This is a genomic window from Streptomyces sp. NPDC019937, assembly GCF_040631655.1.
Taxonomy (GTDB): domain Bacteria; phylum Actinomycetota; class Actinomycetes; order Streptomycetales; family Streptomycetaceae; genus Streptomyces.
Map to the genome: position 1 here is coordinate 1 of NZ_JBEYAL010000097.1, position 7943 is coordinate 7943.

The window sequence follows — 7943 nt, forward strand, 5'->3', positions numbered from 1 at the left end:
GACCGCCGCCCGCGCCAGGGGGCGCAGCGCCGCCCCTCGGGGCGCGGCGGGCGCCCCGGCGGCGCCCAGGCGCAGCTGCGGCTGGGCAGCCCGCGCCCCCGGCTGCGGCTGATCAGCCTCGGCCTCACCCTCGTCATGCTGGTCTTCGTCGTCCGGCTGCTCCAGGTGCAGGCCGTGGACGCCTCCGCGTACGCCGCCAAGGCGAACGTCAACCGCTACATCCCGGTGAAGCTGTCCGCGGAGCGCGGGTCCATCACCGACCGCGACGGCGTCAACCTGGCCACCACCGTGGACGCGTACGACATCACGGCCGCCCCCGACCTGCTCACCCCGCGCAACGCCAAGATCAAGGACGCGCCCCGGCAGGCGGCCGCCCTCCTCGCGCCGATCCTCGGCAAGAACGAGGCGGACCTGGAGAAGAAGCTCACCGAGAACCCGAAGTCGCAGTACGCCGTGCTGGCCCGGCAGCAGACCCCGCAGGTCTGGAACCAGATCAAGGACCTGAAGAACGCCCTGGACGACAGCGCGAGCAAGGGCAAGGGCACCAACGTCCTGGCCGGGGTCAACCGGGAGTCGCACAGCAAGCGGGTCTACCCCGGCGGCGGCCTCGCCGCCGGGATCCTGGGCTTCGTGGGCGCCGACGGGCGCGGCGCGGCGGGGATCGAGCAGCACCTGAACGACAAGCTCGCGGGCAAGGACGGCAAGCGCGTCTACGCCCAGTCCGGCGGCCACCAGGTGCCCACCGGCGACCTCAGCGAGAAGCCCGCGGTGCCCGGCAGCGACGTCGAGCTGACGATCGACCGCGACATCCAGTGGGCCGCCCAGAGCGCCATCTCCGACCAGGTGAAGAAGTCACGGGCGGACCGCGGCTACGTCGTCGTGCAGGACACCCGCACCGGACAACTGCTGGCCATGGCCAACGCCCCCGGCTTCGACCCGAACGACATCTCCACCGCGGACGGCGACGCCCTCGGCAACGCCGCGGTCTCCGACGCGTACGAACCGGGCAGCGTCAGCAAGCTGATGTCGATGGCCGCCGTACTGCAGGAGGGCGCCGCCCGCTGGGACACCCAGGTGGAGGTCCCGAACCGGCTGCCGCGCGCGGGCCGCGCCTTCGCCGACGACATCGACCACCCCACCTGGTACCTCACGCTCAACGGGGTGCTCGCCAAGTCCAGCAACATCGGCACCATCCTCGCCACCGAGCAGCTGGGCAAGACCGAGAAGCAGAAGAACCGGATCCTCTACCGCTATCTGCGGCGGTTCGGCATCGGACAGCCCACCGGGCTCGGCCTCCCCGGCGAGACCCCGGGCATCCTGGCCAAACCGCAGGACTGGAGCGCCTCGCAGGGGTACACCATCCCCTTCGGGCAGGGACTGTCGCTCAACGCCGTCCAGGCGGCCTCCGTCTACTCCACCGTCGCCAACGGCGGCCAGCGCATCGCCCCCAGCCTGGTGCGCGGCACCAGGGGTCCTGGCGGCCACTTCACCGCCGCCCCGGCGCCCGAGAAGAACCGGGTGGTGAGCGCGAAGACCGCGAAGACGCTCGCCGAGATGCTCGAATCGGTCGTGGACGACCAGGAGGGCACCGGCGCCAAGGCGAAGATCCCCGGCTATCGCGTGGCGGGCAAGACCGGCACTTCCAACCGCGTGGACCCGAAAACCGGCCGTTATCACGGATACACCGCTTCCTTCGCCGGTTTCGCACCAGCTGACAAACCGCGCCTCACGGTCTACTGCGCGGTGCAGAATCCGACCAGGGGCAGCTATTTCGGCGGGCAGGTCTGCGGTCCGGTCTACAAAAAAGTCATGGAGTTCGCGCTCAAGTCGCTGCAGGTCCCGCCTACGGGTGCGCAGCCCAAGCGGCTCCCCGTGAGCTACAGCCCGGGCCGCTGAGCGGGTTCAGCCGTGACGACGATCACGCCGGAGCCAGGGAACCAGGGCCCGGTGCGCCGCTGCTCCGCCGCCGGATTTCGCGACGGAGCGGGTGGGCCGGGTACGCTCACCGCCGTGCCCCAAGCTGATCAGTCCCAAACCCCTCAGAAGGACGTTTCTGTGGAATACCCGGGAGCGCCCCGCCCTCTCCAGGTCCGCCCCGTACCGCTCGCGGAGCTGGCAGACCAGCTGGGCGTCGATGCCTCCGGAGTCCCGGCCGAGGCCGCGGTCACCGGGATCACCCATGACTCGCGCGCCGTGCGCCCGGGCGATGTGTACGCCGCGCTGTCCGGCGCCCGGCTGCACGGCGCGGACTTCGCCGCCCAGGCCGCCGACCTCGGCGCGGCCGCCGTGCTGACCGACCCGGACGGCGCCGAGCGCGCCGCCGCCACCGGACTGCCGGTCCTGGTCGTGGACAACCCGCGCGCCCGGATGGGCGCGCTGGCCGCCACCATCTACGACGAGCCGGGCCACAGCCTGCTGCAGATCGGCATCACCGGCACCTCCGGCAAGACCACCACCGCCTACCTCGTCGACGGCGGGCTCCGGGCCGCCGCCGAGCAGGCCGGGGGCGGCCCCACGGGGCTCATCGGCACCGTCGAGATGCGCATCGGCGACGAGCGCATCAAGTCCGAGCGCACCACCCCCGAGGCCACCGATCTGCAGGCGCTGTTCGCGGTGATGCGCGAACGCGACGTCCACTCGGTCGTCATGGAGGTCTCCAGCCACGCCCTGGTCCTCGGCCGCGTCGACGGCTGCGTCTTCGACGTCGCCGTCTTCAACAACCTCTCCCCGGAGCACATGGAGTTCCACTCGGGGATGGAGGACTACTTCCAGGCCAAGGCCCAGCTGTTCACCAGGGCCCGCAGCCGGGCCGGAGTGATCAACTACGACGACGAGTACGGCCGCCGGCTCATCGAGGAGTCCGAGGTCCCCGTCACCACCTTCTCCGCCGAGGGCCACCCCGACGCCCACTGGCGCGCCGCGGATGTCGAGGTCGGCCCGTTCGGCTCGACCTTCACCGCGATCGGCCCCAACGGCGAGACGGTGCGGGCCGCCGCCCCGATCGCGGGCCCGTTCAACGTCGCCAACGCGCTCGCCGCCCTCGTCGCGCTCGCCGTCGCCGGGATCGACCCGCAGACGGCCGCGGACGGCATCGCCGCCGTCCCCGGCGTGCCCGGGCGGCTGGAGCGCATCGACGTGGGCCAGCCGTACCTCGCGGTGGTCGACTACGCCCACAAGACCGACGCCGTCGAGTCGGTGCTGCGCGCCCTGCGCAGGGTCACCGACGGCAAGCTGCACGCCGTCCTCGGCTGCGGCGGCGACCGCGACCGGCTCAAGCGCGGGCCGATGGGCTCCGCGGTGGCCCGGTACGCCGACACGGCCGTACTGACCTCGGACAACCCCCGCTCCGAGGACCCGCTCGCCATCCTCGCCGCGATGCTCGCGGGCGCCGCCGAGGTGCCCGCGCACGAGCGCGGCGACGTCCTGGTCGAGGAGGACCGGGCGAACGCCATCGCCGCCGCCGTCGCCCGCGCGGAACCCGGCGACACCGTGATCGTCGCGGGCAAGGGCCATGAGCAGGGCCAGACGATCGCCGGGGTGGTTCGCGCCTTCGACGACCGCGAGGTCCTGCGGGAAGCCATCGAGCTCAGCGAGCGAGCCAAGGGGCGCGGTCCGCGACGCCCCGAGGCGAGCGAACCGCACGGGCACACCCATCAAGACAACCAGGGATGACAGACCGCCATGCGCGCACCAGCCCCCTCCAGGCAGCTCTCCCGCACGGCCGGAGGTGATCAGTGATCCCACTGTCCCTCACCGAGATCACCGGCCTCGTCGGTGGGCAGCCGCACGACATACCGGACCCTGACCTGAAGGTCACCGGACCCGTCGTGATCGACTCCCGCGAGGTGCGGCCCGGGAGCCTGTTCGCCGCGCTCCCCGGCGAGCGCGTGGACGGCCACGACTACGCGCGCGGCGCGGTCGAGGCGGGCGCGGTGGCGGTCCTGGCCACCCGCCCGGTCTCCACAGCGGACGCCCCGGTTCCGTCGATCGTCGTCCCCGACGTCGTCGCCGCCATGGGCGCGCTCGCCCGCGCCGCCGTCGAGCGGCTGGGCACCACCGTGGTGGCGCTCACCGGCTCCGCCGGGAAGACCAGCACCAAGGACCTCATCGCCCAGCTGCTCCAGCGTCACGGCCCGACCGTATGGACGCACGGCTCGTTCAACAACGAGATCGGGCTGCCGCTGACCGCGCTGCGCGCCGATACGACGACCCAGCACCTGGTGCTGGAGATGGGCGCCCGAGGCAAGGGCCACATCCGTTATCTGACGGACCTCACCCCGCCCCGCATCGGGCTCGTCCTCAACGTCGGCACCGCCCACATCGGCGAGTTCGGCGGCCGCGAGCAGATCGCCGAGGCCAAGGGCGAACTGGTCGAGGCGCTGCCCTCAGCCGAGGACGGCGGGGTGGCGGTGCTCAACGCCGACGACCCCCTGGTGCGCGCCATGGCGTCCCGTACGAAGGCCCGTACCGTCCTGTTCGGCGAGGCCGAGGACGCCGACGTGCGTGCCTCGAATGTCCGGCTTGCCGACGGTGGCCGCCCCGCCTTCACGCTTCACACCCCTACCGGGTGCGGTGACGTGACCATGCGCCTGTACGGTGAGCACCACGTGTCGAACGCGCTCGCCGCGGCCGCCGTCGCCCATGAGACGGGCATGTCCGTCGACGAGATCGCCGTGGCGCTCTCCGAGGCGGGGCAGCTCTCCCGCTGGCGGATGGAGGTCACCGAGCGCTCGGACGGCGTGACGGTCGTCAATGACGCCTACAACGCGAACCCCGAGTCCATGCGAGCCGCGCTGCGCGCGCTGGCCGCGATGGGCGCCGCAACACCGGGGCGTCGCACGTGGGCGGTGCTGGGCCCGATGGCCGAGCTGGGCGATGAGTCACTGGCCGAGCACGACGCGGTCGGACGGCTGGCCGTCCGGCTCAACGTCAGCAAGCTCGTGGCGGTCGGCGGCCGGGAGGCCGCGTGGCTGGACATGGGCGCCAAGAACGAGGGTTCGTGGGGTGAGGAGTCGGTGCACGTGTCCGACGTGCGGGCAGCGGTCGATCTGCTGCGGAGCGAGCTGCGACCGGGGGATGTCGTGTTGGTGAAGGCGTCCAGGTCGGTCGGCCTGGAGGCACTCGCGCAGGCGTTGCTCGAGGGTGAGGTCGCCGGGCGATGACCATGGGGCAGATCCTCCTCGCCGGTGGCCTCGCCGCGGGAGAAGACCACGTACCCGCCATGCGGCAGATCCTCTTCTCCGGAGCCATCGGGCTCTTCCTGACCCTGATCGGCACCCCGCTGCTGATCAAACTGCTCGCCCGCAAGGGATACGGCCAGTACATCCGGGACGACGGCCCGCGGACGCACGGCAGCAAGAAGGGCACGCCCACCATGGGCGGCATCTCCTTCATCCTGGCCACCCTGATCGCCTACGCGGTGACGAAGGTGATCACGGGCAGCCAGCCCACCTTCTCCGGTGTGCTGGTGCTCTTCCTGTTCGCGGGCATGGGCCTGGTCGGCTTCCTCGACGACTACATCAAGATCGTCAAGCAGCGCAGCCTGGGTCTGCGGGCCAAGGCCAAGATGGCCGGCCAGCTGATCGTCGGTGTCGCCTTCGCGATCCTCGCGCTGAACTTCGCCGACGCCCGCCAGCAGACCCCGGCCTCCGACCGGCTTTCCTTCGTCCAGGACTTCGGCTGGTCCTTCGGCCCGGTGATCTTCGCGATCTGGGCGCTGTTCATGATCCTCGCGATGTCGAACGGCGTGAACCTCACCGACGGCCTGGACGGCCTGGCCACCGGCGCCTCCGTGATGGTCTTCGGCGCCTACACCTTCATCGGCGTCTGGCAGTACCAGGAGTCCTGCGCCAACGCGGACACCCTCACCAATCCCTCGTCCTGTTTCGAGGTGCGCGACCCGCTCGACCTCGCGGTCGTCGCCTCCGCGCTGATGGGCGCCTGCTTCGGCTTCCTGTGGTGGAACACCTCGCCCGCCAAGATCTTCATGGGGGACACCGGCTCGCTCGCGCTCGGCGGCGCCCTCGCGGGCCTCGCCATCTGCTCCCGTACGGAGCTGCTGATGGCCATCCTCGGTGGGCTGTTCGTCCTGATCACCCTGTCCGTGGTCATCCAGGTCGGCTCGTTCCGCCTCACCGGGCGCCGGGTCTTCCGGATGGCACCACTCCAGCACCACTTCGAACTCAAGGGCTGGAGCGAAGTCCTGGTGGTGGTCCGGTTCTGGATCATCCAGGGCATGTGCGTGATCGTCGGACTCGGCCTCTTCTACGCGGGCTGGCGGGCTTCGTGACCATCGACGTCACCGACCTCGCCGGACGGCATGTCACCGTCGCCGGACTCGGCGTCTCCGGGGTCCCCGCAGCGCGTGCGCTGCGGGGCCTCGGGGCCACGGTGACCGTCGTCAACGGAAGCGACGGCGAGCCCCAGCGCGCCCAGGCGGCCGAACTGGAGCCGCTCGGCATCACGGTGCGGCTCGGTGACGGGGACACCCTCCCCGAGGGCACCGAACTGGTCGTCACCACGCCCGGCTGGAAGCCCACCAGCCCGCTGTTCCTGGCCGCCGAGAAGGCGGGCGTCCCGGTGTGGGGCGATGTGGAGCTGGCCTGGCGGCTGCGCGGCCCGGACTCCGCGCCCTGGCTCGCGGTCACCGGCACCAACGGCAAGACCACCACCGTGCGCATGCTGGCGTCCATCCTGGAGGCGGCCGGACTGCGCACCGCCGCCGTCGGCAACATCGGCGTCTCGCTCCTGGACATCGTGCTGGGCGATACGCCGTACGACGTGCTCGCCGTCGAGCTGTCCAGCTACCAGCTGCACTGGGCGCCCTCGCTGCGCGCCCACTCCGGCGCGGTGCTCAACCTCGCCCCCGACCACCTCGACTGGCACGGCTCCATGGCGGCGTACGCGGCCGACAAGGGCCGGATCTACGAGGGCAACCAGGTGGCCTGCGTCTACAACGCCGCCGACCCCGCCACCGAGGACCTGGTCCGGGCGGCCGATGTCGAGGAGGGCTGCCGGGCGATCGGCTTCACCCTCGGCACCCCCGGCCCCTCCCAGCTCGGCGTCGTCGAGAACATCCTCGTCGACCGGGCCTTCATCGCCGACCGGCAGAAGAGCGCCCAGGAGCTGGCCGAGGTCGCCGACGTCAACCCGCCCGCGCCGCACAACATCGCCAACGCGCTCGCCGCCGCGGCCCTGGCCCGCGCCTTCGGCGTGCCGCCCACCGCCGTACGGGACGGGCTGCGCGCCTTCCGCCCCGACCCGCACCGGGTGGAGCACGTCGCGGACGTCGAGGGCGTGGCTTACGTGGACGACTCCAAGGCGACCAACACCCACGCCGCCGAGGCGTCGTTGGGCGCGTACGAGCACATCGTGTGGGTCGCCGGCGGCCTCGCCAAGGGCGCCACCTTCGATGAACTGGTCTCCACGGCCGCCCAGCGGCTGCGCGGCGTGGTGCTGATCGGCGCCGACCGCGCCCTGATCCGGGAAGCGCTCGCGCGACACGCAGCGGATGTCCCGGTCGTGGACCTCGACCGGACCGACACTGGGGCGATGGCGGCGGCTGTCCGGGAAGCGGCCCGGCTCGCCCGGCCGGGCGATACCGTCCTTCTGGCCCCGGCCTGCGCCTCGATGGACATGTTCACCAACTACAACAAGCGGGGCGACGCCTTCGCCGCGGCGGTCCGCGACCTGGCCTCCGGCCCGGTCACGGACGAGCAGTAGCCCGCAGGTCCCCCGCGAGGACCACCGCTCGCGCGGAGAACCTGGAGGGGATACGACATGACGCCTGACCAGCCCGCGGCGCCCCGGTCCCGGCAGGCCGCAGCCCCCGGCCGCCCCGGGCCGCGTAGAAAAGCTGACGGTGGCTGACACGGTGGGACCATGCGCCGTCGTTTGATCAACTCCACGCTGGCCGTGGTGCTCGTCGTCATCGCCGTCTTCGG

5 protein-coding genes are annotated in these 7943 nt (G+C 71.9%); all 5 read left to right on the forward strand.

Going from position 1 to position 7943, the window contains the following annotated elements; translation table 11 throughout:
* On the forward strand, positions 1 to 1896 hold a 1896-nt coding region (locus ABZ562_RS40860; protein WP_361490479.1), incomplete at its 5' end, for a penicillin-binding protein 2.
* 159 nt (positions 1897 to 2055) lie between these two features.
* Positions 2056 to 3672: a UDP-N-acetylmuramoyl-L-alanyl-D-glutamate--2,6-diaminopimelate ligase gene (locus tag ABZ562_RS40865; RefSeq protein WP_361490481.1), complete on the forward strand. Its 1617-nt coding sequence runs from the start codon at positions 2056 to 2058 to the stop codon at positions 3670 to 3672.
* 62 nt (positions 3673 to 3734) lie between these two features.
* Positions 3735 to 5162 (forward strand): UDP-N-acetylmuramoyl-tripeptide--D-alanyl-D-alanine ligase, encoded by a 1428-nt coding sequence (gene murF / locus ABZ562_RS40870; RefSeq protein ID WP_361490484.1) that lies wholly within the window; start codon positions 3735 to 3737, stop codon positions 5160 to 5162.
* 59 nt (positions 5163 to 5221) lie between these two features.
* The gene (mraY, locus tag ABZ562_RS40875) at positions 5222 to 6289 is read left to right on the forward strand and encodes a phospho-N-acetylmuramoyl-pentapeptide-transferase (RefSeq protein WP_055556414.1); all 1068 of its coding nucleotides are present in this window, start codon (positions 5222 to 5224) and stop codon (positions 6287 to 6289) included.
* Positions 6286 to 7722, forward strand: coding sequence for a UDP-N-acetylmuramoyl-L-alanine--D-glutamate ligase (gene murD, locus ABZ562_RS40880; protein WP_361490487.1), 1437 nt, complete (start codon positions 6286 to 6288; stop codon positions 7720 to 7722). Before mraY ends, murD begins: the two co-directional genes overlap by 4 nt.
* The last annotated feature ends 221 nt before the right edge of the window (positions 7723 to 7943 follow it).

Bases quoted from the DNA above. Each gene is read 5' to 3' on its own strand.
- mraY (WP_055556414.1), top strand. From the start codon at position 5,222: ATGCGGCAGATCCTCTTCTCCGGAGCCATCGGGCTCTTCCTGACCCTG.